Raw genomic sequence first — 25,762 nt, forward strand, 5'->3', positions numbered from 1 at the left:
GACATGGCTTCCGTAAATGCCTCCCACGACGATGACGATGACGATGACGCAGCGGTGGACAGCATCAACATCACGCCCCTGGTGGACGTGCTGATGGTGGTGCTGGTGATGTTCATCCTCACCGCCACCGCGCAGGTCTCGGGCATCCAGATCAACCTGCCCAAGGCCAGCGCTTCCGTATCGCTGTCCGAAGCCAAGACCAAGGCGATTTCGGTCAACGACGGCGGCCAGGTGTTCCTCGATGCCTACCCGGTGACCCTGGCCGAGCTGGAAGACCGCTTGCGTATCGAGAAAGCCCAGAGCCCGGACTTCCCGGTCATCGTGCGCGGTGACGCCACGGTGCAGTACCAGAAAGTCATCGAGGTACTGGACCTGCTGCGCCGTCTGGAATTGTCACAGGTCGGTCTGGTGACCGGCAAACCGACACAGGGCTGACCATGACTGCTCAACTTCCCATCAGCCCGTCACCTGTCAAGAAGTCACCCGTGCGCTTCGTGAAGTGGGGCGCCGGGTTGCTGATTGCCGGCGTGGCCGCGTGGTTCCTGTGGCAATGGGCCAACGACATGAGCGGCATTCGTCGCGAAGCGCCGAAGGTGCCGACCATCATTCCGTTGCCGCCACCGCCGCCTCCACCACCGGAAAAACCACCGGAACCGGAACCTCACGTGGAAGAAAAAATGGTCGAGCCCGAGCCGACGCCGGAGCCGGAAGACGTGAAGCCGATCGAGGAAGCACCGCCGTCACCGGTGGACGACCTGGCCAAGCCGATGGAAATGGACGGCGAGGCCCAGTCCGGTACCGACAACTTCGGAATCAGTGCGGGCAAGGGCAATGGCATGGCCGGTTCCGGCGGCGGACGTCTGGGCAACGGCACGTACAACCAGTTCATGGCCGTCAGTTTTCAGCGCTTGTTGCGCGATAACCCGGACCTGCGCAACCAGGCCTACAAGGCGCAAGTCGACGTGTGGATGAGCACTTCGGGCGACATCACTCGGGTCGAGCTGGCCCAGTCCAGCGGCAACCCCGAAGTCGACGCGCAAATACTCGCTGCACTGCGCGGTGCGCCGCGCATGAGCCAGCGACCACCGGCCTCTTTCACTGTGCCCATGCGCGTGGCCCTGCAAGGGCGGCGTCCGGGTTAACCCCATTATCAAAAGCTTTGCCAAAAGGAGTTGTGTGCAAATGATTTCCAACGTGAATCGATTGTCCCTGGCGGTCGGCATGGTCATTGCGACCCTGGTCGGTCAGGCCGCAGCCGCGCCTGCGCCCTCGGAGAACGCCACGATCAATCTGATCCGCTTGCTGGTAGAGCAAGGCGTGTTGAAGCAGGACAAGGCTGACAAACTGATCGCCCAGGCCCAGAGCGAAGCGGATCAGGCCCGCAAAGCCGCCACCGCTGCACCCACCGCCGTTGCCGCCAGCGGTCCGGCCGCCGCACCGGGCGATGTGCGGGTGCAGTATGTGCCGGCCGCCGTGCGCGACCAGATCCGCGATCAGGTCAAGGCCGAGGTCATGGCCACTGCCAAGCAGGAAAACTGGGCGCAGCCCAACACCTTTCCGGACTGGGTGTCGCGTGTCAGCTTCGATGGCGATATCCGCCTGCGTGACGAATCGCGCTACTACTCGGGCACCAACAGCAACGAAATCGTCGACTTCGCCAAGCTCAACAACAACGGTCCGTACGACGTGAACCCCAACAGCAGCACCAGCCTGCCGCCGTTGCTCAATACCCGTGAAGACCGCGAAAACATGCTGCGCCTGCGGGCGCGCCTGAGCATGAAAGCGCTGATTGCACCGGACTGGACGGCGGGTATCCGCATCGGCACCGGTTCCGACAACAGCCCGGTGTCGACCACCCAGACCCTCGGTGGCGGTTTCGGCAAGAAAGACATCTGGCTCGATCAGGGTTACCTGACCTGGAAAGCCACCGACGAATTGACCCTCACCGGTGGCCGCTTCAGCAACCCGTTCTTTTCCACCGACATGCTGTATTCCAACGAGCTGAACTTCGACGGTATCGCGGCGATGTTCGACCATAAGCTCAACCGCGACTGGGGCATGTTCGGCACCGTCGGTGCATTCCCGATCGAATACACGAACGACACCAGCTCCAGCAACGGCTTCGACAAGGAAGAGAGCGACAACAAGTGGCTGTTCGGTGCGCAGATCGGCGCCAACTGGGCGATCAACTCCAGCAACCGCCTCAAAGGTGCGTTGGCCTACTACCGCTTCGACGACATCGAAGGCCAGCGCTCCAGCCCTTGCGAGCCGTGGGCCGGTGCACCGGGCTGCGACAGCGACGGCAGCCGTTCGGCATTCATGCAAAAGGGCAACACCGTGTTCCTGCTGCGTGACATCACGCCGAACCCGCTCAACCCGGCGACCACGCCGCAACCGCAATACGTGGGCCTGGCCTCGGAGTTCAACCTGCTGGACCTGAACTTCGTCTGGGACAGCGACCTGCCGGAAGACTTCAAGCTGCGCAGCCAGGCCAATTATGTTCATAACCTGGGCTACGACGAAGGCGAGATGCGCAAGCGCGCTGCCGGGCAGATCGTCAACAACATCGACAGCGACGGCGACATCGAAAGCGGGGCCAACGCGTGGATGGTGCAGTTCACCCTCGGCAACGCACTGGACATGCGCAAGCAGGGCGACTGGAACCTGTTCGCCGGCTACAAATACATCCAGCCGGATGCCTTGCCGGACGGTTTCAACGATTCTTCGTTCCACTTGGGTGGCACCAACGCCAAGGGCTATTTCCTGGGCGGCAACTACGGTCTGGCCAAGAACGTCTATGCCACCGGTCGCTGGTTGAGTTCCGAAGCGGTATACGGCGCGCCGTTCGACATCGACGTCTTGCAGCTTGAGATCAACACGCGCTTCTAAGGCGCAGGGAGAGCTTCATGAACACGAAAATCCTGTTGTTTGCCCTGGGCGCGCTGGTGGCCCAAGGGGCGAGCGCCGAGGGCATGGAGGAACGCCTGCGTACGCAACTGCGCAGCACTACCCAGCAGTTGCAGGCCTTGCAAAGCCAGCAGGCCCAGGCCAGCGCCGCACAGGTCGCGGCGCAAGCCGAAACCCGGGCGGCTCAAGCGCAGATCAAGCAATTAACGGCCGAGTTGGCCAAGTACAAAGGCGCGGCGGAGCAACTGGCGAGCCAGCAGGACACCTTGCAAAGCCAGGCCCAGGCGCAGATGGCGGCAAGCAACGAGCAGATCGGCAAGTTCAAGAAGGCTTACGACGAACTGTTGGTCATGGCCCGCGGCAAAGAAGCCGAACGGGCCAGGCTCGAAACGCAACTGGCGGAACGTGACACACAAATGCAGCAATGTTCGGTCAAGAATCAACAGATGTATGGCGTGGCCAAGGAGATCCTCGCGGCCTACGAAAAAATCGACGTCGCCGAAGTGATGAAGATACGCCAACCGTTTGCCGGCACGGCGCGGGTCAAGTTCGAAGAACTGGCCCAGGGCTTTGGCGACGAGCTCTACAAGACCCAATTCGACGCGCCCCAGGCTGCGATCACTCACTGAAAACAGGGAAGAACTCACATGACTCAATTGATTACTCACGTATCGCCACAATCGCTTACCGAAGTGCTGCAAGCCGCCGGCTATCGCGTCAACCAGACCGATCAGAACGGCATCGTGCAACTGCTCAGCGCCAGCCAGGGTATCGGGTACGCCGTGCGTTTCGGCAACCCGGCGGGCGAGCAGGGCAGCTATGTCGATTTCACCTTCAGTTGCGCCTTGCGCGTCCAGGGCGAATTGCCGGCCGGCCTGGCAGAACTGTGGAATGCCTCGCGCCGTTTTGCCCGGTTGTCGGTGCAGGGCGAGTTCCTGGTGATGGAGATGGACGTGGTGGTGGCCGCCGGTGTCAGTGCCGATTACCTGCGCGGCAATCTGGAACTGTGGGATCGCCTGTTGCAGGAATTCATCGTTTACCTGCGCGACTACAGCCAGAACGCCGCGCAGTTGCAGGCCCAGGCTGAACCTGGTGAAACCGCGGAACACGAGGTGGCCTCCCAGTGAAAAAACGTACGGTAGTGGCCAGCGCGGGGGCGCTGGCGGTATTGGTGGTGGCCGTTGCGTTGGGTGTGCGACCGGGTAACGACCCGGTCGCAGCACCGCAGCCGGTCAAATCGTTGGCGGTTGCATCGACTGAGCCGGCGGTGGCGCGGTTGGGCAATCAGCAGGTGGACAGCGACGAACTCAAAGCGTTGTTGGCGTCCTTGCCCGCCGAATCCCGGGACCAGTTGCGCGGCAATCGCGCGACGCTGGAGAGCTGGATTCGCTCGCGCCTGGCCGAGAAAGCCGTCCTCGAACAGGCTGATGCCCAGGGCTGGCGCCAGCGTCCGGACGTCGAAGAGCAAACCCGCGCTGCCACCGAGCAAATCGTCTTTCGCAACTACCTGCAATCGGTCAGCCAGGTGCCGGCGGATTACCCCAGCGCCGCTGAATTGCAGCAAGCCTATGACGCGGGCAAGGCGCAGTGGATGACGCCGGCGCTGTTCCGGGTCAGTCAGATTTTCCTTGGGGTGAACGATCCGCAGAGCCTTGATAGCGTGCGCAAGCAAGCCCAGGAACTGAGCCGCAAGGCCCAGGCAACCCCGGCGGAGTTCGCCGCACTGGCGGGCCAGTTCTCGCAGGATCGCGACAGTGCCGAACGCGGTGGTGACACGGGCCTGCAACCGTTGGCACAACTGGTGCCGGAAGTGCGCGGCGTGGTGTCTCGGCTCAAGGTCGGTGCAGTGTCCGAGCCGGTGCAAAGTGCGATGGGCTTCCACGTGATCAAGTTGACCGAGCAGCAACCGGCGCGGGTGGCGACCCTGGACGAACTGCGTGAGCGGTTGACCCAGGCCCTGCGCGCGCAACGCCAGGAACAAATCGCCAAGGCCTATCTGGAAGGCATGCTCAACACGGCAACGCTGAGTATCGACGGCGCCGAACTCAACAAAATCCTGGAGGCAAAACCCGAACAACTGTAGGCGCGAGCAGGCTCGCTGCCACAGGGGGACCGTTCACGTCGAGGCATCGCCGTACACCAACAAAAATCGACAGGGAGTCATCGATGTCATTAACTGAATCAACAGGGTCTCAGCGCTTCGCCGATTACCGCTCCCCGGATGACAAATCCGATTCCTGGCTGGCCCTTGCAACCGGGATCGACACCGAGGTCGCGCAGTATTTTCTGGTCAGCGCCCGTTGCGGTTGTTTCATGCAGGCTGCCCGCAGCCTCAATGTCCGGCCGACGATCCTGCGCAAGCATCTGGCCCAACTGGAAGAACAACTGCAACGGACGTTGTTCAAGTTCAAGGACAGCTCGCTGACACTCAGTCGCGAAGGCCATCAACTGCACGTCCAGTTGCTTGCCCTGGCGCACGAGCGCAGCTTGCCGGTGATCGAGCAACCGCTGATTCGGCTGGCCGTCGCGCAAACCCTCCTGCATGACATCCTCGGGCGTGATCTGGTTTCGCTGTTGCGACGCAACGCCAGTGTTCGCCTGGAGATCATCTCGCTGGACAGCGATCTCTCATTGCAAGCGGTCAGCGCCGACGTGGTGCTGTGGCTGGGCACCGAGTCACCGACGCCAGGCCCAACGTTTGCCACCACAGTACCGCAGCGCCTGGCGTGCCTGGACTACCAGCCGCACATCGCCAAACGCTATTCGCGGGTGACGGCCCGCCCGGACAAGCTCGATGACCTCGCCGATTTCCTCCTGGTGCAATGGCAGCACGAACGGCAGGTGGACAGCTTCCGTCCGTGGAATGCGCTGGTGGAACAGCGTCTGGCGGGGGTGGTGCAGTTGCATTCCTATGAGCTGATGCTGGAGATGATCCGCTGCAGCGCCTGCATCGGCCTGCTGCCAGGCTACATGAGCCGCTTTGACCGTGGCCTGATCGGGTTGCCGGGGTTGTTCAACCAGCCGATGCAACGCCAGGTATGGCTGGCGGTGAATGACCAGTCCCAGGACGAGGCGCAGGTACGGATGCTGGTCGAATTGATCCTCAGCACTTTTGAAGAGCGACGCGAGTGGTTCCAGGACTGATCCCGTACCAAATGTAGGAGCGAGCTTGCTCGCGATAGCGCCAGGTCAGTCAACATCGTCGTCGACTGTTACACCGCTTCGCGAGCAAGCTCGCTCCTACAGGGGTGTTCGCCATTCGGGAGGTTTGCGTTATAGAGTGAGTGGCCATGTCTGCCTCAAGGATGATTCACCCATGCCTACCAACGAGCCTGTTGTCACCCTCGAACGCCTCAACGAGTCCCACATCGAAGGCATCACCGCGCTTTACCGCGAACCGCTGGTTGCCCGTCAAACGCTGCAGTTGCCGTTTCCCTCCAGTGACATTTGGCGCAAGCGACTGGTGTCGGACAACGAGCGGGTGATGCAACTGGTGGCGCTGCATCAAGGCGCGGTGATCGGCAGCATTAACCTGGAACAGTTCTCACGTATTCGTCGTAGCCATGCCGGCAGCTTTGGCATGGGCGTCGCGCGCGCCTGGCAGGGGAAGGGCGTCGGTTCGAAACTGCTGTCCGCAGCCTTGGATATCGCCGACAACTGGATGAACCTGCACCGGGTCGAGCTTTCGGTATATGCCGACAATGAAGCCGCCATCGGGCTGTATCGCAAGTTCGGCTTCGAAACCGAAGGGCTGTTTCGCGACTACGCGGTGCGCGACGGTGCCTGGGTCGATACCTTGAGCATGGCGCGTCTGCGACGCCCCAAGACCGGTTGACACCCTCGCCCCGGGATGAATGCCTGCACCGTTCGCGCTTTTAGTCGTACGTCGGCAACGCGCATCTGCCATGCTCAGGGTCCGCGACACGGCTTCAATCATAGGAACAGCGCAATGGACGACGTACAGCAACTGGGCGAGATGCTTCGTCACTACGCAGAAAGCGAAGCGCACAAGAAGCAGTTGTTCGAATCGCAATCGGCCGAATGGGCGAAGCGCATCGGTGAACTGTTCGACCAGATCCAGCAGTGGCTGGAGCCGGTGCAGACACCGCATTTATTGGAAGTTAGCCGCGAACCGTATGTCGTGTCAGGGCCGAGCTTGCCGGTCGAGACATCGCCGTTCAAGACTGAAAAGCTGTCCATTGTCATTGCCGGAAAACCGGTGGAATTCGTGCCGGATGTGATGGGCGTTGGCGGGCAGATTTCAGTGGCGGTGATGGGCTTTACCGCGGCGCGCGTTGGCAGCGTGTCGCTGGTGTGCCTGCCACCCGCCACCAGTTGGCAGTGGCGCAAGACCAATGGCCTTAAAGACCCGGACACCTTTGCGTTTGACGCAAACTTTCTGGCGCAACAACTGCAAAGCCTGATCCCCCGCGAACGCAGCTAAACACCGGCCCCCCTGCGGAAGCGAGTCAGCCGCGACCGTTGTTTTTGCCGAAGTTGATGCCCACCCCCCGGACGCCATCGCCAGCAAGCCGGCTCCTACAGGTTGGTGATACGTCTCTTGGCGCGAGCCTGGATGCCATCGCCAGCAAGCCGGCTCCTACAGGTTGGTGATACGCCTCTGGGTGCGAGCCTGGATGCTATCGCCAGCAAGCCGGCTGCTACAGGTTGGTGATACGCCTCTGGGTGCGAGCCTGGATGCCATCGCCAGCAAGCCGGCTCCTGCAGGTTGGTGATACGCCTCTGGGTGGGAGCCTGGATGCCATCGCCAGCAAGCCGGCTCCTACAGGTTGGTGATACGTCTCTGGGTGCGAGCCTGGATGCCATCGCCAGCAAGCCGGCTCCTACAGGTTGGTGATATTTCTGTAGGAGCCGGCTTGCTGGCGATGGGGCCTTCGGATCTTGCCCCGATCATTTCAACGCCGGATCACCCATGTTCATTTTCTTCCAGCCTTGCAGCAGAACCTGGGCCTTCGGCTCCTGGCCGTTGTTCAGGTAGTACTGGATCAGCGACAGCCGTGCGTTGCGGTTGGCTGGTTGTACTTTCAGCAGTCTTTCCAGCTCTTCACAGGCTTGGTCAACGTTGCCGCTGTCATGAAGTGCTACTGCCAGCACGTAGCCGTATTGACCGTTTTGCGGTTCCAGTTGCGCGGCTTTGCGCAGGTAGGGCATGGCCTGTCCGGCCTTGCCCGCACGTACCATCGACAGACCCTGAGTGTGTTGCAGGAGAGCGGCATCCGGGTGTTCTTTCAGGCTTTGAGCCAGTAACGCCTGCGCTTCCTGGCTGCGACCATTGGCTTCCAGCCATTGCACCAGCGTTACCAGCGCCGGGTAGAAATCCGGATCACGTTTGAGCGCCGTGCGCAGCAACCCCTCGACTTCGCCGCTGCGGCCGCTGGCTTGATACAGCATGGCCAGGTTGAGATTGGCTTCGGCGCGTTCGGCGAGGCTCTTTTGCACCGTTTCGTACTCACCGATGGCGGCGTTCCAGCTGTCCTGAGCGCTGCCCAGACCCGTACGCGCGACACTGAGCAGATCGCGGGCGGCGGCAATGCGCACGGCTTTCACAGGGTCATTGAGCAACGGCGTCAACAGGGCCGCGCGCTCCGGTGGCGGCAGGAACGCGCTGATCGCCCGGACGGCGCTTTCCCGCACTGACGGCGCCGGGTTGCTCAGATCCTTGGTCGCCAGTTTCAGTGCCTGTTCGCTCGGATACAGCGGCAACTCGGCCAGCAGGGTCGCCCGCTGAATCGCCGGCAGGTTGCTGCGTTGCAGTTGCTCGTACAAGGCTTGCGCGGCACCGGGTTGGCCGTTGCGGATCAGCCACAGGCTTTCGTCATAGCGTGGGGCTTGTACGGCGCTGGCGTTGGCGGTGTTCCAGTGCTTGAACTGCTCGGCGACCTTGTCCCCGGCCTTGCCCTGGTGGCAGGTCAGGCAGGCATCCGGTGTGCCGAGTTTTTTCGCCCGCTCCGGGTTGGGAATGCTGAAGCTGTGGTCGTGCCTGAAGTCATTACCCATGTAGAACTTGCCAGGCATATGGCAATCCACGCATTGCGAACCCGGTTGGCCCATGGTGTGGCGGGTATGTTCGATGGAATCGTAGTTTTTTGCTTGCAGGCCCTTGCCATCGACGGTTTCAACCGCAGTCTTACCGGCGGTGTTGTGGCATTGCAGGCAGACGCCGTTACCCGGCGCCTTGAGTTCGGTGCTGTGGGGGTTGTGGCAATTGCTGCAGCGCACGCCCTTGTCGAACATTTTGCTTTGGGCGAAGGAGCCGTGCTCAAACACTTCATCCTTGATTTTGCCGTCCAGGGCGTACAGTTCGCGGGTCAGGACGCTGGGCAGGTAGTCATCCATCAGGCGGTTGCCGGCGGTGAAACCATCCCCCAGCGGCGCGCGTCGGGAGTGGCAGCGGGCGCAGGTTTCGATCTCGACGGTGGCGTTCTTGTCCTTGAGGTCGACGGCAAACCCGGCATGAATCAGGTCGGTTTTTTTCGCGGTCCATTCCAGGTGGTTGGACGCCGGACCGTGGCAAGCCTGACAGCCCACGCCGAGGCTGTTCCATTGACTGTCAAAGGTGTTTTTTGCCGCATCGAAGTTACGTTTATAGCCGGTGGTGTGGCATTCGACGCACATGAAATTGGCGTTCTGGCTCGGTTTGCTCCAGTGCAGCGGGTCCTTGAAGGTTACGCCCTGGCCTGGATAGAGATGAAACCAGCGGTGTTTCTCGGTATCCCAGGCCACGCCCAAGGCTTGCAAACGGCCTTCACCGACCTCGATCAAATACTGCTGCAACGGTGCGATGCCAAAGGTGTAGGCGACTTTGAAGTCGGCGTTCTTGCCATCGATGCCGGGCGTATTGACCCAGAAGCCGTCGTCCTTGCGCGAGAAACGGGTGGTTTCGTTTTCCGCCTTGAAGGTGACGTTGTTGAAGTCGCCGAGCATGGTGTCGACGGTGGCTGCCTGCATCGCCAATTGGTGATGGGAGCCTTGCCAATCCTTGACCTCGGCACTGTGGCAGCCTTGGCATTGCTGCTCGTCGACCATTGTTGCCGGCGCCATGGCCACCGGTTTGGGTTGCGGTTTGACAGGTTGCACGGCGGGCGTGCTGACGGGCGCATACGGCGTCGGCGCAGGGCTGCCGCCGAGCAGAAACCAGCCGATACCGGCGACAGCCAGCAGCAGGATGCCGATGGTGACGGGGAACAGATAGCGACTGATCAGAGAAGGTTGCGAATCAGGGTTTGGGTTTACCGCTTTATTTTTATCTTTCGGCATTACGACTTCCGTAGTCCAGGTGCGTTTGCCGTCAGGCGCGCGTTAATGCTCGGTGCAGCTTTGCCGGAAGGCCGGCGTGTGTCAAATGATGGTTTGATGGTTGTGGTGAAGCTGATGGCCCCTTCGCTGGCAAGCCAGCTCCCACAGGGTTCTGGAGTGTTCAGAAGTCCTGTGGGAGCTGGCTTGCCAGCGATAGCGAACTGTCATTCCCCGACAAACCACCGGAAATACGGATTCCCGCCATCCCCGCGCATGACTTCGCGAATATCCCGGCTCCAGGCCTCGCGATCACCGTCATAGGCATGCAGGCTTGCCCGATAGAACTGCATCAGGCGTTGCTGATGGGTATTCATCCGCTCGGTAAAGCCCTGATCGGCGTTCAACAGCGGTGGCGCAATGTGCAGATCCAGTAACGCCGGCAACACGCGCGTGATCTCCTTGGCCCGTACCCACGGCGCGTATTCGATACGCGGTTGATCGTCGGTCACCGGCTGCGCATTCGCCGCGAAACGCTCCAGGCCGGCGCGGTCGGTGACCCAGGTCGCGAGCAACGCGGCCGCCGAGCCAATGCCCACGTCCTGCAAGGTGCTGCGCACACTGTCCTGCCGGAAGCGTTGGTTGATCTTCGCCGCGTCCAGTTCAATGGGTTCCATGGAACCTACCAACAGCATTTCATGGAACTCACTGGTCCACAGGTTGGCGTAGGGATAAACCTCGAGGAAGCTGCGCACCAGCGAGCGCGAATCGTCGATGTTCTGCGTCGGCAGCGGCAGCCATTGCGCGACCAGACCCTTTTCATTCAATCGACTGGCGGCCAGTTGGTAGAAGTCGCGGGAATACAGGTTCACCACACCGGCCGCGGAGGGTGGCGGCGGTTCGAGGGTAATGAGGTCATAGCGCTGCGGATTGCGCAGCAGTTCCTGGCGACCGTCGCGCAGTCGCACATCGACGGCGGGATTGGCCGCTGCGTCGAAGTTACCCTTGAACAGCGGCGCGGCCTTGACCACCGAGGGCAGCAGTTCGGCGACAACTCGATGTTCGAGGCCGGGGAATTGCGTCAGGGCGCCAGCGGTAATGCCGGTACCGAAGCCGATCACCAGCGCCGAGCGTGGTTCTCCGTTATGGATCAGCAACGGCAGCAATGCCTGAATGCGCATGTAGCGCAGGGAAGGCATGGCATCGCCGGTGTTGGAGACGCCCTGGATATACAGACGCTCGAAGGTCTTTTGTCCCCGGCCTTGGGTGACCACGGCGACGGTGCCGCCACGTCCTTCTTCGTAGTACGCCAGCGTGCCGTTGCGCGCGCCGGGCAGCAGGCTGGCCAGTTTGTCCGTTGGGGTGAACAGTGCCAGGGCTACAGAAATCAGGCCGACCGCGATCACGCCCTGACGTCGTCCCTTTTTCACGCCATGCCCCTTGCGCACCGCTACGTAGCCAATCCCGGCCGCGATCATTGCCAGCAATCCGAGGGTTCGAACCAGGCCGAGCAGCGGGATCAGCACAAAGCCGCAGAGCATGACGCCGACGATTCCACCCAGGGTATTGAACGCTACCACTTCACCGACATTGCGCCCCACGTGGTCGCGTCCGACGCTCAAACGCAGCGCTACCGGAAACGCCGCGCCGAGCAACAAGGTTGGCACGAACACGATGCTCAAGGCCGCCACGGCAAAGCGTGCGCTCATGCCCAGTAACTCACTGGCACCCAGCGACAACACCCAGGCTTCAACCATGCTTTGGACGAGCACCAGCCAGCGCCCGAGCAAGGCGATTTCCAGCAGGGCGATCAAACCGGCACCGGCGATCAGCAGGCCAAATACACCCCAGGGATCGCGCAGGCGATCGACCCGGCGGGAGAGCAGGGCGCTTCCCAGGAACAGCCCGGTGAGGTAGGTCGCCAGCACCACGGCAAATGCGTAGGTGCGCGTACTCATGAATTGCACGATGGATTGCGACCAGACCACTTCGTAACCGAGGGCCACGCCACCGGCAATTGAATACAGCCACAGCGCCAGGCGATCCGGCGCTTTGTCCGTGTGGTGGGTGACCGGCGCTTCCACGGGCAGTGAACGATGGTGCTGGAACCACAAGGCACCCGCAGCAGCCAGCAGATTCAGCATCGCCGCGGCCAGGGCACTGCCGCGCACGCCGAGGGTGACAATCAGGACGAACGCGGCGAGCAGGGTGCCGGCGATGGCGCCAGCAGTGTTTGCGGCATACAAATGCCCGCCAGCCTTGCCCAGTTGTTGCGGGTCGCTGGCAAGTGACCGTACCAACACGGGCAACGTGCCGCCCATCAGCAACGCCGGAATGCCCACCAGCGCAAACGGCAGCACCCAGGCCAACAGGCCGACTTGCTGCTCCAGCCAGGCAAACGGGCTGGCCGCGAGGCTCATGGCAAACGTCGCACCGACGCCCAGTACGGCGACCAGCACTTCCAGCCCCGCATACAGCAGAACCGGTTGTTGCAGACGATCCGCCCAACGGCCGAACAACAAGCCACCCAGTGCCAGTCCGGCAAAAAACGCACTGATGCCGGTGGTGATCGCATACACCTCAACACCCACCACCAGTGATAGTTGCTTGATCCACAACACCTGATACACCAGCGCCGCGGCACCGGAAACAAACAGCAGCAAAGCGGGAATCACTAGCGCCGGGGTGGCGACTTGCGGGGCAGGTATGGCCGACGACTTGCTGGCGACACGTGAGGACATTGCGGATTGCCTTATACAAAACCCGAATTCAACACCAACCCTGCAGGAGCTGGCTTGCCAGCTCCTGCAGGGTTGGTGTTCGCATTCCAAAAATTGGGCCGCTCGCCCGTGAAGGCGAGCGGCGGTCGAGCGGTCTTACTGTTTAGCTTTCATTTTTTCAGCGATTTTCTTGTCCACGTCTTCCCGGATCTGGTCGATGCTGAAGCTCGCCGGACGCTGGCTTGGTGGGTAGTCGACGAAAGTTTGCAGGAACTTGGCTGACCTTCGGGTGCCGTCGAAGATCAGATAGTCGTTTTTGCTCAGCCAGTCATAGTATTGGTCAGACACGACATCGGCACGCTCGTAAGGGTCCATGCGCAGGTTGAACATTTTGGGTACGCGCAGGCAGACGAAAGGTTCGCTCCACACTTGCAGGCCACCGGGTGCCCGCTGCTCGCAGAAGACGAGTTTCCAGTCGTTGAAGCGCATGCCCACGAGCACGCCGTCATCGTTGAAGTAGTAGAACTCGTTGCGCGCACTCTTGTCGGTCTTGCCGGTCAGGTAATCCAACTGGTTAAAGCCGTCCAGATGAACCTTGAAGTTCTTCCCGCCGACGTCAGCCCCTTTGAGCAGGCGATCCTTGATGTCGGTATCGCCCACCGCGGCCAGCAACGTCGGGAACCAGTCCAGTCCGGAGACCATTTGGGTCGACACTTCACCTGGCTTGACCTTGCCTGGCCAGCGAATCATCGCGGGTACCCGGTAAGCGCCTTCCCAGTTGGAGTTTTTCTCGTTGCGGAACGGGGTCGTCGCCGCATCCGGCCAGGACCACTGGTTAGGGCCGTTGTCGGTGGTGTAGACCACGATTGTGTTGTCGGTGATCTTCAGGTCATCCAGCGTCTTGAGCAGCTTGCCCACGTCACCATCATGCTCAAGCATGCCGTCGGCGTATTCGTTGCCGACCATGCCGCTTTGGCCTTTCATGGATTCACGCACGTGCGTGAAGGCGTGCATGCGCGTGGTGTTCATCCAGACGAAAAACGGTTTGTCTGCCTTGGCCTGCTTCTCGATAAACGCCTGTGCAGCGGCCGTGGTTTCGTCGTCGATGGTTTCCATGCGTTTTTTGGTCAGTGCGCCAGTGTCCTCGATCTTGCCATCGGCAAAACTGTGGATCACGCCACGCGGGGAGGCTGCCTTGACGAACTCGGCATCATCCTTGGGCCAGTAGGGGCGCTCCGGCTCCTCTTCGGCGTTGAGGTGGTAGAGGTTGCCGAAGAACTCGTCGAAACCGTGGTTGGTCGGCAGGTATTCATCCTTGTCGCCCAAGTGGTTCTTGCCGAACTGCCCGGTTGCGTACCCATGGGCCTTCAGTGCCTGGGCAATGGTCACATCCCTGGCCTGCAGCCCGACCGGCACGCCTGGCATGCCGACTTTGGAAAGGCCCGTGCGCAAAGGCGTCTGCCCGGTAATAAACGATGATCGTCCTGCCGTGCAGCTGTTCTCCGCGTAATAGTCGGTGAACATCATGCCTTCCTTGGCGATGCGGTCGATGTTCGGCGTTTTGTAGCCGACCACGCCCATGGAGTAGGCACTGATGTTGGTCTGGCCGATGTCGTCGCCAAAAATTACGAGAATGTTGGGTTTGTCGGCAGCCCCGGCTGTTGCCGAAATCGCCATTACCGACGTCGCGACCAGGGCGAGTTTCGGTAGCCACTTGCGTATGCGAGTCATAAGACTTGCTCCTTTTTGCTCATTGGCGTCGCTTGAATACGACAAACGTTTATTGCGGTCCTGCATTACGCTTTCTTATTGCACTTGCCCGGTTGTGGCGGCATCGAACGGATAAACCCGGCGCCATTCGGCGGCCATGTCGACGACGGTCCAGCCACGTTTGTTTGCTTCATCGAGGGCCTTGTCCAGGCGGCCAATCTGCGATTGGCGGTCATAAGCCCATTCGCGTTTGGCGTCGGTGTGATGCACCAACCCCATGAATCGTCTGCCCGGCCCGGCTGCAGTCCACTGCAGCATTTGCAGATCGCCATCGGAATTGCCGAAGGCGAGAATCGGACGACGGCCGATCACTGCGTCGATGCTGACCGGTTTGCCCGGGCCGTCGTCGTTGTGCGCCAGTTTTGGTGTGCGCAGGATCGACGCCTTGCCATCCTTGTATTCAAACGAAGTGACAAACGTGGTGCCGATCACCTGCTCGGGCGGGATGCCGTAGACCTTTTCGGCAAAGGCGCGCATGAAACCGGTATCACCCCCGGAAACGATGTAGGTCTTGAAGTTCTGGCTGCGCAGGTAGTCGAGCATTTCCAGCATCGGCTGGAAGATCATCTCGGTGTAGGGCTTGCCGGTTTTCGGATGGCGGGCCTGGGTCAGCCAGGTCTTGGCGTAGTCGTCGAAGGCTTCGGTGGTCATGCCGGTGTGGGTCGCACCGAAGATTTTCATCAAGCCGTCTAGGCCGCTGGCGGCCAGTGCCTTGTGATCATTTTCCAGCACGGCCTGGAACGGCTGGGTGGTTTTCCATTCCGGGTGCTGCGCCGCGGTGCGCTTGACCTCTTCCAGGGCGAACAGCAGTTCGAAGTACATCGGCTGCTCGCTCCAGAGGGTGCCGTCGTTATCGAATACGGCGATACGGTCCTCGGGTTTGACGAAATCCTTGCTGCCTTGATCGGTCACCGCTTGTACGAATTCGATGATGTTCTTTTTCGACGGACCGTCGTTCCACGACGGCAGTGGTTCGGCAGCCTGGACCAGCAATGGCAGGCTCAGGGCCAATGCAAACAGCAGCTTCAGCCCGTGGAACTGGTGGCGCGCTATCGGGTTCGTCATGGGAAATCCTTCTCGTGAACGGGGTTAAGTGGTCGCAGTGCAGTAGCGACTGATTCTTTGTTCTGTTCGGCCTGACTATGCAGCGTAGTCAAGGATTCCTTGAGTCGGTGCAGCGCTTGATCTTTAGTCGGCTCACGGCCGTAGCAAGCCCGCAGAAACGCTTGCAGGCGCGGTCCGAGACCGATGAGGATCAATCCTTTGCGGCGGCGTCGGGTCCACAGGTACAGGGCACTCAGTTGTGGCGGTTTGCCATCGAGTTGCGGCGGTATTTGCTCCCACGCGTACTCCGCAGATGCCAGCCAGGCGGTGTGCCGTGCCTCGCGCCGGGCCTTCCAGTCGCGGTATGCGCGCTGGGCATAGGGACGGGCAAACCAACTGAACAGCACCACAATCAACAGCAACGCCAGCAGGCCGAAGGTGAAACCCGAGAGGTGCAGGCGATTGGCCTGACCCAGTTTTTTCAGGTCTTCAGTGATCGAGAACACCGGTTTGTAGGCGCTGTTGGCGGTGGCGTCGAAGCTGACGGCTGGGACCTGGGCTGCGCGGATTTGCTGGTTGCTGGCGTCCCACCATTTCAGTTCGATGGCCGGCAGGGTGTGATGACCTTCGGTGTCGATGCGATAGGTCACGGTATCAATGCGTTGCCCGCCGTTGAAGTTGCCGCGGCCGTCGTCCAGGTTGCTGACGTGTGGCGATTTCGGGTAACGGCTCAGGCCCCGGACATCGCCCAGTGACGGTGTCGGCAAAGCCATGGCCAAAGCACCATCGGCCTGTAGCGTCAGTTCTCGGGTGATGCTGTCGCCAACCTTCAACGGGGTCGCCGAATGGTGGGTTTTTTGCGTGAAGCGCAAGCCTTGAGCCACCAGCACCGGCTCTCCGACCTGGAACCCGGGTGGTTGTGTCGCGGTGAAGTTCAAGGGCTGGCTCTCGGCGCTCAACTCGACACTGGCCTGGCCGGGCGTAGCGCGAACCGTCAGTGCCGGAATGTCGAAACCCTGCGCGACATTCGGGGTGATCAGATAGCTGTAGCGCATGCCGTTGAAGGATTGGCCATCGATGGTCTGATTGATGTGTTCGGCATGGCCATCCGGCGGCATCACCAGTGCGCCGGGCAGCTTGAGGTCGGGCAGGGTGGGCGCGCTGGTGAACCAAGTGTCGGTGAGCACGTCCAGATGCAATTCGACGAGGCTGCCGACCATGGCGGTTTCGTTGGGTTGCAGATGGGCCTGGACGCGCAATTCGGGTTCGGCGGCCAATGCGCCGGTGCTGATGAACAACAGGAGCAAGGCACTGAATATTGTGGTGATTGATCTGGCGCGATCGCTGGCAAGCCGGCTCCCACAAGGGATTTTCATTGCACACTGATCTACTGTGGGAACTGGCTTGCCAGCGATGGCCGCGCCGCGGTCTTGCAGAATCACGCTCATGGCTTCACTCCCGCCTGATCCTGCAAACTGAACTTTTGTTTCAGGAACTTCGCCGGCGATGTCGTCAGGTTTTGCAACCACTGGGCATCGGACGCCGCCTGTTCGGTTTGCACCTGTTTGCTCTGGCCCTTGCCCGGCGCCTTGTCCATTTTGATTTCGTCGGGCTTGACCTCGGGGGCGTTTTTCTCCGCATCTTCGGTGTCTTTCTGCAGGGCGATCGCCAGGGCGAGGTTGGCCGTGGCTTCAGGAAACTGCGGCTGCAGCTTCAGTGCCTGGGTATAGGCCGCGATGGCCTGGTCGAACTTGAAGCGGCGCACGTAGATATTGCCCAGGTAAAAATACGCCTGGGGCGTTTCCAGCCGCGCGAAGCTGGCCAGGGCCAGGTCGAAATCGGCGGCGTTGTAGGCGGCGATGCCTTTCCAGTATGGATCGACGAAATGCGCGGCAGCCTGTGGGAAGTGTTCGTGCTCGAAGGCCCAGCGTCCTTGCTGGTCAGGGGTGAAAAATGCGTCGGTCAGCGCGTTGGCCTGAGCCGGTGCCGGTTGATAGCCGATACCGATGGCCAATACAAGACCGGCCATCCAGTTCACGCTCCAACCCTTGCGCACGCTGAAGAAGGCAAGCAACAACAGCGGCCAGCACAGCCAGTAACCGGCATCCTTCCAGTGCAATTCGCGCTGTTCGTCGCTGGCACTCTGGAAATGCTGCTGGGCGTGGAGGTCGACCCAATCCAGGTCATCGTCATTGAGCGTCAGGCTGCCCAGCGGCGCATCCAGGGTTGACGCCAATTGCTTGATGGCGTCCTGATCGAAACTGCCCAGCGCCGGACGACCATTGCTGTCGGTGCGCGGCTGGCCGTTGGCATCATGGATGATCCCGCCGTCCTCGCTGCCGACCGCGAGGACCAGCACCTGCAGCGCGCTGCCCTCGAGTTTCTTGCCCAGGTCGTTCAGCGTCGAGGTGTCGGCACCGTCGGTGATCAGCAACAAGGTGCCTGGAGTTTTTTCCGCTGCCAGCAAGCGCTTGGCCTGGTCAATCACCGCGCCGACGTTTTTCCCCGGTTTGCCGATCAATTCGGTGCCCAGCGCTTGAATGAACGTATCGAGCAGGGCCGGATCGTCCGTCGGCGGCAATACCAGGTGGGCGCTGCCGGCGTAGGCGATCAGTGCATTGCGCGCACCGGCGCGACGCTGGATCAGGTCATGCAGCTTGTGCTTGGCCGCCTCCAGGCGACTGGGTTGCACGTCGTTGGCATCCATGGACGGCGACAGGTCAATGGCGATGATCAGCGGCGCACGGTTCTCCAGGAAGTCCGGTCGATCCTGTTCCCAGGTCGGCCCGGCAGCGGCAATCGCGCCCAGCATCAACAGCGCGCAGACAAGGTGCACCGGGCGCAGCCATTGTTGATCCTGGGGGGTTATTAGCAGGTGCGGCAGCAGGTGTTCGGCAATGTTGCCGCGTAAACGCCGCTGCAAATCACGGCTACGGCGCCACAGCAGCGGCAGCAGCGCGGCGAAGGGCAGCAGCAACAGCCAAAGCGGACGCAGGAAGTGGAAGTCGCTGAGGTTGATTTCCATCTCAGGCCTCCTGCCGCTGACGGGCTATGGACACGCGTGGGCGCAGCAGGGCGAGCAGGTGATAGAGCGCAAGCACGCCGATCGCCACCCCGAGCGGCCACCAGAACAGGTCGCGTTTGGGTTGATGGCTGAGGGTTTTCACCTGGTGCGGGGTGAGTTTGTCGAGGGTGCTGTAGACCTGATCCAGCGCGTTACGGTCTTCGGCACGGAAGAATTTGCCGCCGGTGGCCGTGGCGATTTGCTGTAAGCCCTGCAAATTGACCTTGGCTTCACCGGAGGCGTCAGGGTCGCCGATGCCGATGGTGTGGATCACCACGCCTTTGGCCGCCGCCATTTGCGCTGCGTGATCCGGCGTGATGGCGCTGCTGGTGTCGTTGCCGTCGGTGAGCAGAATCACGACTTTTTCCTGTTCATGGGCCTGGTCCAGCAGTTTCAGGCTCAAACCAATGGCGTCACCAATCGCTGTGTTGGGGCCGGCCATGCCGATGCCAGTGTCGTCCAGCAACAACGACAGGCTGGCGTGATCGAGGGTCAGTGGTGCCTGCGGGTAGGCGCCGCTGCCGAACACGATCAGGCCGAGACGATCCTCTTTGCGCTTGTCGATAAAGCCATGCACCACGTCCTTGACCGCTGCCAGGCGATTGATCTGCTGGCCGTTGGCGTCGGTAAAATCGGTGGTTTCCATGGACTGGGAAATGTCGATGGCGAGCATCAGGTCGCGCACCGGTTGCTGGCGTTCGATGGGTTTTTCCACGTACACCGGGCGGGCGGCCGCCAGTAACAGCAGTGCCCAGACCAACAGGTTGAGCAGCAATTGCCAGTGATTGGTGCGGGTGCCAGCCTGGCTCGGCGCCTGGCCGACCGCGCGGCTCATGGCGGCGAAAAACGGCACCCGCACCGCGCTGCGCGACTCTCGGTAATCGCGCAGGTAGCGATAGCCGAGCCACGGCAAGGGCAGTAGCAGTAACAGCCAAGGGTAATCAAGCTGCCACATGGTGATGCTCCACCCAGGTTTTGCAGGTGTTGAACAGTTGCTGGCGCTGCTCGTTGGGCATGGCGCGCAATACGGCATCGGGTGCGTAGGCCAGTTGGGCCAGCTGTTGGCTGAATTCGGCGGGCAAGGGGGTTTTACTGTGCCGTTGCAGGAAGGCCTGCCAATCCCCACTCCCAAGCGCACCGGGACCCTGCAGGTGCTGGCTTGCCAGCGATGAGGCCCTTGAGTCGAGTGGTGTTCTGGCGGCCGCCTTCGCTGGCAAGCCTGCTCCTACAAGGGATTTGTTCGGCATGGAGATGGCGGTGCGCTTGAGCAGCTCTGGAAGTTCGCGCAACGCACTCAGATCATCACTGCGCTTTTGCAACTGCGCCAATCGCACCAGCGCCTCACGCCGATAACGATCCCGCCGCCATTGCAAATAGCGCCGTGCGCTCAGCAGCAAAACCGTCACGACAAGTAACGCCAGCAGCACCCACCAACCCCAGGTTTGCGGCACGTAACTGACCGGTGCGGGCAGGGCGATTTCCTTGAGTTGCTCAATGCTCGGAACGTTCGGGTTCATCGCCGCGCTCCCGCTTGCTTGCCCAGCTCGGCGCGCAATTGTTCATGGGCTTCGATAGCGGTGCTGAACATCATCAGCGGCACCTGACTGCGCCGCAGCAGCGTGGCCACGTCCTTGAGCCGACCACTGAGAAAATCGCCCAATGGCTGGTGCACCTGGCGACGCTCCACCGCCAGTTCCACCTGCAACTGGCCTTGGGTGATCAGCAGGCGGCCGTTCTTCGGCAGGTTCAGCGCCAGCGGATCGTAGACCTGCATGGCGATCACATCGTTATGCGTCGCCAACTGCCGCATCAGCTGCAAGGTGCGTTCACCGGCACCGGCAAAGTCGCTGACGATGCAGATCAAATGATCATGTCCAGCCAGCGCCAGGCACTGTTGCAAGACCTTGTCGAGCTGGTCTTCACCTTCGGCGTCGGCATTGGCCGCATTGAGTTCCTGATTCTGCTGGGCGATGCGGCTGCACAGCGCTTCTATTCGTTTGCGGCTGCGCAGCGGGGCGATGCTGTCGATGCGCTGATCGTTGAACACCAGCCCGCCGACCCGATCCCCGGCGTTGAACACCATCCACGCCGCCAGGGCGCCGAGTTCGGCGGCGACCGCGGATTTGAAGCTGCGTTGCGAGCCGAAAAACATCGACATGCGCTGGTCCACGATGATCAGCGCCGGGCGGTCACGCTCTTCGGTGAAGGTGCGCACCACCGGCTTACCCGTGCGCAGCGACGCACGCCAATCGAGGTGGCGCAAATCGTCCCCCGGTTGATAGCGGCGCAACTCATCGAAATTCAAGCCACGGCCACGCAGTCGCGACGCATGGTTGCCCGCAAGAATGCTGCCTTGGGGTTGGCGCGCAGCAAAACTCAGGTTACGGGCTTTGAACTCCAGGGCCATTAATTGCGCCAGAGAGACATAGACCAGACCGTCGACATTCATGCAGGGATCGCCACTTTATCGAGCAGGCGATCGAGCACTTGATCCGCCGTCACACCGTCGGCCACAGCGTCGTAGCTCAGCTGCAGGCGATGACGCAGCACCGGGTGCACCACGGCGCGCACGTTGTCCGGCGAGACGAAGTCCTGGCCTTGCAACCAGGCATCGGCGCGGGCGCAGCGGTCGAGGCCAATGCCACCACGGGGGCTGGCACCGATGTTGATCCAGCGTCCGAGGTCGGCGTCGTAATCGGCCGGGTGGCGGGTGGCATTGATGATGTCGATCAGGTAGCGGTCGATGGCGGGGGACACGTGTACCGCACTGACTTCCCGGCGTGCGGCGAAAATCACGTCCTGAGACAGCCCCAAGCCCTGCACCGCTGCGCTCCTGGCGCCGAGGGCCTGTTCTTCTTCGCGCAACAGGCGCAACACCTGGCTCTCGTTTTCCACGCTCGGGTAATCCAGCAGCACTTTCATCAGGAAGCGGTCCATCTGCGCTTCCGGCAACGGGTAGGTGCCTTCCTGTTCGATGGGGTTCTGGGTGGCGACGACGATGAACAGTTCCGGCAGCGCATGGCTGTTGCCGGCCACGGTGATCTGCCGTTCTTCCATTGCCTCCAGCAAGGCAGCCTGGACCTTGGCCGGGGCGCGGTTGATTTCGTCGGCCAGGATCAGGTTGCCGAACAGTGGGCCGGGCTGGAAGCGGATCTCGTTTTTGCCCTCGACCTGGTGCAGCACCTCGGCACCAGTGATGTCCGACGGCAACAAGTCGGGCGTGAACTGGATGCGGCTCATCTTCGCGTCCAGGTGTTTGGCCAGTGCCTTCACCGTACGGGTCTTGGCCAGCCCCGGCAGACTTTCCAGCAGCAAGTGCCCGTTGGCCAGCAGGCCCACGAGCATCTGCCGGATCACCTGGTCCTGACCGAGGACAGCTTCGGCGATGCTGGCTTGCAGGGCGTTGAGGTCGTTGAGTGCAGTCATACGGTTGCTCCTAGAAAAACGCCAGGGTCATGTTGGCGGCGATGCCGTTGCCTTCAGGCCGGTTCTTGGTGTCGAACTCCGGCACCCAGCGCAGACTGAAGTTGGCCTGGGCATCGGCGAACTTGCCGGTCCAGCCGATCGCCGGGCCGGCGCCGACCGAACGTCCGCGAAAGCCGCTGCTGGCGCCCGACCCGGAGTCATCGTTGATCTGCTGGATGTAACCGGCTGCCATGCCGGCCGCCCAGCCATTGCCGAAACCGTGGGTCCACAGCAAATCGAGGGTGAAGATGTCGCCGTTCTGGTAATCCGTCTCATCGTTCTCCGTGTAGAACTCCAGCCCGGTGTCAAGGGTGAACTCGCCGCCTTTGCCGTCGAGATGGGTGAAGGCCACGGTGGGCATGAAGGTGTAAGTGTTCTGCCCGGCGTTGGCCAGCCGGTCGACGTTGTAGGCGCCGGTGGGCACGTAGATCGGCAGCGAGAACGAGATGTGGTTGACCTCGTCGAAGTGATAACCGGCGGCAATCGGCGTCACCAGCATGTCGGCGAACTGCGTGGCCTTGTCCTCGGTGCCCAGGGTGCGGCCACGGGGACCCGTGATGCTCGCGCTGACGTCGGTGTGTTGCACCGGCACGCCGATGGCCGAGGCGTAGTTCCAGCGACCTTTGCCGGTGTCCCAGACATGGGTGAAGTTGGCCATGGTGTAGGAGACTTTCATATCCAGATCGCTACTGATGGCGCCGCCTATCGGTATCTGAGAGTTGCCCTTCAGATCACCGTCATACCAGATGCTGGTCAGGGACATCACCCAGCCCGGTTCCGGTGGCACGATCCCGGCATTGGAAAAAACCTGCTGCCCGGTGATCGGTCGGCCGACACCGCCCTCGGCGGCCAACACCAGCGGACTGCCGCCAACCATGCACAGCGCCAACAAGGGGCGCACTACGTACTGCTTGACCATGATTGACTCCGCTTACTGGTTTTGTTGATTAACGGGTGTCAGCAACGGCATTTTCCATTGGCCGCTGGTGACTTCCGGTTTTGGCAGGTAGAGGCGCAGCACGCCATAGAACGGCCCGTCCGGCGCCGGAAGCCAGTTGCTTTGCAGTTCCTTGGCGGGTGCTTTCTTTTGTAGGTAAAGGGTCAAGCCGCCGTCGGCATCGAGCTTGAGGTCGGGCAACATGCGCGAATTGATCAAGTAGCGATTGAGCGGGTTGGCCACCAGCAACTTGTTTTTGCCGTTGTACATAGTCAGCGACCAGAAGGCGTCAGCCGGGGGCAGGGCGCCCTTGTCGAAATGCAGGGTGTAGTCGTGTTTCGAGGCATCGACCGGTTGCCCATCCTTGTCGACGAAATAGCCGATGTAATTTGCCTCCTCGGCGGAGTTGCCGAAAATCCCCATGTTGGCGCCGGCGTAGCGGTACAGGTAGTTGCCCTTGAGGTGATCGCGGGTGCCGAAAAAGTCGCCGCTGGTGACCTCGTGTGTATCGACCTTGGTTTTCTTGAGCTCGGCGAATGCAGCTTTCGCGTCAGCGATGCCATCCTCCAGTGCCTTGCGTTGATCCGCGCTGAATTTGCTCAGGTCGAATGGCTGGCCGGCTTCGATACCGATGGTTTTGAACCGGGCAAGAAGATCCTTTTCAACGTCCTGGGCCGGGGTGAAGGCCAGCATGAAATTCAGGTAGCGGAACAGGTCCGGGGTATCGCTCATGTTGGCCACGGGCTTGGGCCAGGCGATCTTCGGCTGTGCGGGTGGCGCCTTGTGCTTGTCGTAATGGCTCAGGGTTTCGACCTTGTAACCCTTCTGGATCTGCTTGACCTTGGCCAGGTCCTTTTCATCGAACAGCTGCGTGCGATACAGCGCGTAGGCGATGTTGCTTTCACTGCGCAGCAGGCGGTCGATGTTCAGCGGTTGCCGACCCTGCCAGTTGGGGCCGGCAATCATGAAATGGCCACCGTTGTTGCCGGTGCTGCGGGTGCCCAGGTAGGCGAAGTTCTGCGTGTAGGCGTCGATCAGTTGCACCGAGTAATAACGGTGCTCCTCGATGGGCGGCAGCGTCAGCACCAGCGGCTCGGCGCGCAAGTCCATCCAGACGAAAGAGTAGGGCGTGTCGGCGTTGGGCGTGACGAACGCGGTGTCCTTGGCGGTAAAGGCTTTGGCGGTGTTGCCGATCTGGTTGAACGGCGCCTTGAAATTTGCGCTTTTCTTGTCCACGGCCTGGGTATAGAGCGTCTTGTACATCTCCACCACCGGGAATCCGTACAGATAGGCTTCCCTGGCGATGCCCCGGGCTTGTTCCGGGGTGGCGGTGAAGTCGGCCCAGGCACTGGTGCTGACGGCGAGGATCACAGCGGTCACGAGCAAATTACGGGGGTTCATCTTGCGTCCTTGTTGCAAAAGCGAGCGTTATCCGGCGGTCGTGGTGTAGCCGCATCGTGTATCGAGGTCCTGAGCACCGACACCGCAACTGACGAACATGGTCATCAGGCTGAAACCGACTGCGAGTAATGCGATGTGCATGGCGATTTCCTCATTTCCCAAATGTGACGTTGAGGCCCGCATACAGCGTGAATTTCGGCAGGCCATCGCCTTTGTGGTCCACGGTCCACTGTGGTTCGATGAACGCGTTGAGGATATTTGACCCGGATTTCCACACTTTGCCGCCCCCCAAACCGAGGGGGATGTAGTGGGTGTCGTTTTTCAGGTCGAAGGTCCAGGTGCCGGTCGAGCGCAGGTACCAGCCTTTGTCCAGGTTGTGGATGATGAAAGGCTGCATGGTTGCGCTTTCGACGTGAGGCCGGTCGCTGTCACCTGCAAAGGAACTCTGGTACTGCACCAGCGCCCCCAGCAGGCCACGGGGAGAGGCGTCGATGGCTACGGCAGCCAGGCCACCTTGCCATTTACCGGTGCCCAACTCGTCCTGATCGGCGGTCGGCGCGGTGATCATCGGGCCGACGCCCAACTGCACGCCTTCGGTCTTGAGCAGGAAGATATCGAACAGGTTCAGATCGCCTTCACCGGTGCTGTAGCCGCTGTTCGGATCGGGACGAGTGCTGATTGGCGCAGTGACGCGTATCAATTGCGGCACGCCAATGAAGTCGTTGGGCGCAATCGGCAGGGTGCCGCGCACCAGCACGTCATTGCTGTGGATATTGGAGTCGTAGTACTTCGGCGTGTAGTAGTCCTGCAGACTCATCCCCGGCGCGATGTTCAGCGGGTTGTTGCTTTTGTTGGCGGTCTCGGCGTCATCCGCGTTGGCCAACAGGAAAGGCACAAACGACGTCGCCAGAAGAAAGGCGTGCATCCCCAATTTGTTCGACATGATTCCCCGGTTCCCTGGTGGCTCATTGGTCAACTCGGCACTTGCTGGCCGTTACGACGTAATCTCTTTGCTATCAAGGCGGTAGGACACGTCTGGTTGACGCTAGCAGTTAACCTCCGTTTATCCAGTCGAAGTGATTAATTACTTGGTTTTTGTGTGCAAAACCTCGTTGTTTTTGTGCGCTAAAAAATTAATAAAAAATCTCACGTCTATAAATATGTACCGCACCTGAGCTTCATCCAATCGACATGCTGTGC

22 protein-coding genes are annotated in these 25,762 nt (G+C 61.0%); 9 read left to right on the forward strand and 13 right to left on the reverse strand.

Annotated elements, in window-relative coordinates:
- Window positions 1-3: 3 nt before the first annotated feature.
- From KHO07_RS12545 to KHO07_RS12585, 9 genes are all read left to right on the forward strand, one after another.
- Complete coding sequence (locus KHO07_RS12545; RefSeq protein ID WP_212627363.1) at window positions 4-435, forward strand: biopolymer transporter ExbD; 432 nt, start codon at window positions 4-6, stop codon at window positions 433-435.
- A 2-nt stretch (window positions 436-437) separates the two neighbouring features.
- Window positions 438-1,142, forward strand: coding sequence for an energy transducer TonB (locus tag KHO07_RS12550; protein WP_212627364.1), 705 nt, complete (start codon window positions 438-440; stop codon window positions 1,140-1,142).
- A gap of 40 nt (window positions 1,143-1,182) precedes the next feature.
- Complete coding sequence (locus KHO07_RS12555) at window positions 1,183-2,889, forward strand: putative porin (protein ID WP_212627365.1); 1,707 nt, start codon at window positions 1,183-1,185, stop codon at window positions 2,887-2,889.
- A 17-nt stretch (window positions 2,890-2,906) separates the two neighbouring features.
- Entirely contained in the window at window positions 2,907-3,536 is a 630-nt protein-coding gene (locus KHO07_RS12560; protein WP_150734318.1) for a DNA repair protein, read from the forward strand.
- Window positions 3,537-3,554: 18 nt separating this feature from the next.
- Window positions 3,555-4,034, forward strand: a complete 480-nt coding sequence (locus tag KHO07_RS12565; protein WP_212627366.1) for a YbjN domain-containing protein — start codon at window positions 3,555-3,557, stop codon at window positions 4,032-4,034.
- Entirely contained in the window at window positions 4,031-4,990 is a 960-nt protein-coding gene (locus KHO07_RS12570) for a peptidylprolyl isomerase (RefSeq protein WP_150734316.1), read from the forward strand. The genes KHO07_RS12565 and KHO07_RS12570 overlap by 4 nt, the downstream gene beginning before the upstream one ends.
- A gap of 83 nt (window positions 4,991-5,073) precedes the next feature.
- A complete protein-coding gene (locus KHO07_RS12575) occupies window positions 5,074-6,051 on the forward strand; it encodes a LysR family transcriptional regulator (protein WP_212627367.1) in 978 nt (325 codons plus the stop codon).
- A gap of 172 nt (window positions 6,052-6,223) precedes the next feature.
- On the forward strand, window positions 6,224-6,742 hold the full coding sequence (locus KHO07_RS12580; RefSeq protein ID WP_212627368.1) for a GNAT family N-acetyltransferase: 519 nt from the start codon (window positions 6,224-6,226) through the stop codon (window positions 6,740-6,742).
- A 114-nt stretch (window positions 6,743-6,856) separates the two neighbouring features.
- Window positions 6,857-7,351, forward strand: a complete 495-nt coding sequence (locus KHO07_RS12585; RefSeq protein ID WP_150734313.1) for a hypothetical protein — start codon at window positions 6,857-6,859, stop codon at window positions 7,349-7,351.
- 467 nt (window positions 7,352-7,818) lie between these two features.
- Here the strand turns inward: KHO07_RS12585 and KHO07_RS12590 are convergent, their stop codons facing one another.
- The 13 genes from KHO07_RS12590 to KHO07_RS12650 form a co-directional block, all read right to left on the reverse strand.
- Window positions 7,819-10,185 (reverse strand): tetratricopeptide repeat protein, encoded by a 2,367-nt coding sequence (locus KHO07_RS12590; protein ID WP_212627369.1) that lies wholly within the window; start codon window positions 10,183-10,185, stop codon window positions 7,819-7,821.
- Between the two features lie 203 nt (window positions 10,186-10,388).
- Window positions 10,389-12,902, reverse strand: a complete 2,514-nt coding sequence (locus KHO07_RS12595) for a fused MFS/spermidine synthase (RefSeq protein WP_212627370.1) — start codon at window positions 12,900-12,902, stop codon at window positions 10,389-10,391.
- Between the two features lie 135 nt (window positions 12,903-13,037).
- Complete coding sequence (locus KHO07_RS12600; RefSeq protein WP_212627371.1) at window positions 13,038-14,612, reverse strand: arylsulfatase; 1,575 nt, start codon at window positions 14,610-14,612, stop codon at window positions 13,038-13,040.
- 75 nt (window positions 14,613-14,687) lie between these two features.
- A complete protein-coding gene (locus tag KHO07_RS12605) occupies window positions 14,688-15,716 on the reverse strand; it encodes an HAD family hydrolase (RefSeq protein WP_212627372.1) in 1,029 nt (342 codons plus the stop codon).
- Complete coding sequence (locus tag KHO07_RS12610; RefSeq protein ID WP_212627373.1) at window positions 15,713-17,143, reverse strand: BatD family protein; 1,431 nt, start codon at window positions 17,141-17,143, stop codon at window positions 15,713-15,715. Before KHO07_RS12610 ends, KHO07_RS12605 begins: the two co-directional genes overlap by 4 nt.
- Window positions 17,140-18,720 (reverse strand): VWA domain-containing protein, encoded by a 1,581-nt coding sequence (locus KHO07_RS12615; protein WP_212627374.1) that lies wholly within the window; start codon window positions 18,718-18,720, stop codon window positions 17,140-17,142. The genes KHO07_RS12610 and KHO07_RS12615 overlap by 4 nt, the downstream gene beginning before the upstream one ends.
- 1 nt (window position 18,721) lies before the next feature.
- A complete protein-coding gene (locus KHO07_RS12620; protein ID WP_212627375.1) occupies window positions 18,722-19,714 on the reverse strand; it encodes a VWA domain-containing protein in 993 nt (330 codons plus the stop codon).
- Window positions 19,701-20,276, reverse strand: coding sequence for a DUF4381 domain-containing protein (locus KHO07_RS12625; protein ID WP_212627376.1), 576 nt, complete (start codon window positions 20,274-20,276; stop codon window positions 19,701-19,703). Before KHO07_RS12625 ends, KHO07_RS12620 begins: the two co-directional genes overlap by 14 nt.
- Complete coding sequence (locus KHO07_RS12630) at window positions 20,273-21,208, reverse strand: DUF58 domain-containing protein (RefSeq protein WP_212627377.1); 936 nt, start codon at window positions 21,206-21,208, stop codon at window positions 20,273-20,275. Before KHO07_RS12630 ends, KHO07_RS12625 begins: the two co-directional genes overlap by 4 nt.
- Complete coding sequence (locus KHO07_RS12635; protein ID WP_212627378.1) at window positions 21,205-22,185, reverse strand: MoxR family ATPase; 981 nt, start codon at window positions 22,183-22,185, stop codon at window positions 21,205-21,207. The genes KHO07_RS12630 and KHO07_RS12635 overlap by 4 nt, the downstream gene beginning before the upstream one ends.
- Before the next feature lie 10 nt (window positions 22,186-22,195).
- A complete protein-coding gene (locus KHO07_RS12640) occupies window positions 22,196-23,143 on the reverse strand; it encodes a transporter (RefSeq protein ID WP_212627379.1) in 948 nt (315 codons plus the stop codon).
- 12 nt (window positions 23,144-23,155) lie between these two features.
- The gene (locus KHO07_RS12645) at window positions 23,156-24,562 is read right to left on the reverse strand and encodes a DUF1254 domain-containing protein (protein ID WP_212627380.1); all 1,407 of its coding nucleotides are present in this window, start codon (window positions 24,560-24,562) and stop codon (window positions 23,156-23,158) included.
- Window positions 24,563-24,713: 151 nt separating this feature from the next.
- Window positions 24,714-25,505, reverse strand: coding sequence for a hypothetical protein (locus KHO07_RS12650; protein WP_212627381.1), 792 nt, complete (start codon window positions 25,503-25,505; stop codon window positions 24,714-24,716).
- Window positions 25,506-25,762: the final 257 nt, after the last annotated feature.

It is taken from the genome of Pseudomonas sp. PP3 (assembly GCF_905336995.1).
Classification (GTDB): Bacteria; Pseudomonadota; Gammaproteobacteria; order Pseudomonadales; family Pseudomonadaceae; genus Aquipseudomonas; species Aquipseudomonas reinekei.